This window comes from Mesorhizobium sp. M7A.F.Ca.MR.362.00.0.0 (assembly GCF_004023175.1).
Taxonomy (GTDB): Bacteria; Pseudomonadota; Alphaproteobacteria; order Rhizobiales; family Rhizobiaceae; genus Mesorhizobium.
This window is the reverse complement of record NZ_RZTF01000094.1, coordinates 17,440-18,413: the sequence shown is the minus strand read 5'-3', so window position 1 is coordinate 18,413 and position 974 is coordinate 17,440. Positions and strand designations below refer to the sequence as shown.

1 protein-coding gene is annotated in these 974 nt (G+C 64.4%); it reads right to left on the bottom strand.

Annotated features, from left to right (window positions below; genetic code table 11):
* Positions 1 to 128: 128 nt before the first annotated feature.
* Positions 129 to 974 (bottom strand): MFS transporter (locus EOC06_RS42525; RefSeq protein WP_245469597.1); only part of this gene is annotated, 846 nt, incomplete at its 5' end.

Below are 974 nucleotides of genomic sequence, written 5' to 3'. Positions count from 1 at the left end.
GCGTAGCGCCGAGACGGTTGAGGGGTGTTCCAGCGAAGTGAGACGTTGGTGTTCCCTGGAACACCCCTCATCCGACCTCGCTTCGCGAGGCCACCTTCTCCCACAGGGAGAGAAGGAAAGAGGCGCTCCTATCCCACCGGCCGGTCCGCCGGATAGGGCGTCTTGACCAGGATCGCCATGCCGATGCCCAGGAACAGCACGATCACCGCCATGCCGAGCCGCGCCGAGCCGCTGGCCAGGGTGACCGACGCGACCATGAACGGCGCCAGGAAACTGGTCGCCCGCCCGGCCAGCGCATAAATGCCGAAATAGCGGCCGGATTCTGCCGCCGTGACGCTGCGCGCCATATAGGATCGCGACGACGCCTGCACCGGCCCGAAGGCCACGCCGATCAACAGGCCGAAGAAGATGTAGGCTTTTTCCGCCGCCGTGCCGAACAGGCCGCCGCTGTCCGGTCCAGGCATCGTCCAGAGGCCGAACAACGTATAGCCCGGCCCGGTCGAGACGATGCCGATCGTGGCGATGCTGAGCAGGACCAGCGAGATCATGACGATGGTTTTTGAGCCAAGCGCCGTATCGAGACGGGCTGCAACCAGGCAGCCGAAGATGGCGACGACGTTGAGAATGATGCCGAAAATACCGATCTCGGTGATCGACCAGTGGAACATCGCAGCGGCGAAGGTGCCACCCAACGCCAGCAGCGCGTTGACGCCGTCCTGATAGATCATGCGGGCGACCAGGAAGCGGAAGATGCCGCTGCGCTTGCGCACCTCGCCCAGTGTCACTTTCAGCTCCGCCAACCCCTCTCGGACAGCCGGACCGATCGGCAGGCCCTTGATGGCGTCGGGGGTGAAAAAGAACATCGGCAGGATGAACAGGAAGTACCAGCCGGCTGACAAAGGCCCGGTTGCGCGCGCGTCCTCGCCGAGCTTCGGGTCGAGCCCGAAGAGCGGGTCGATGCCGATGATCGTCTT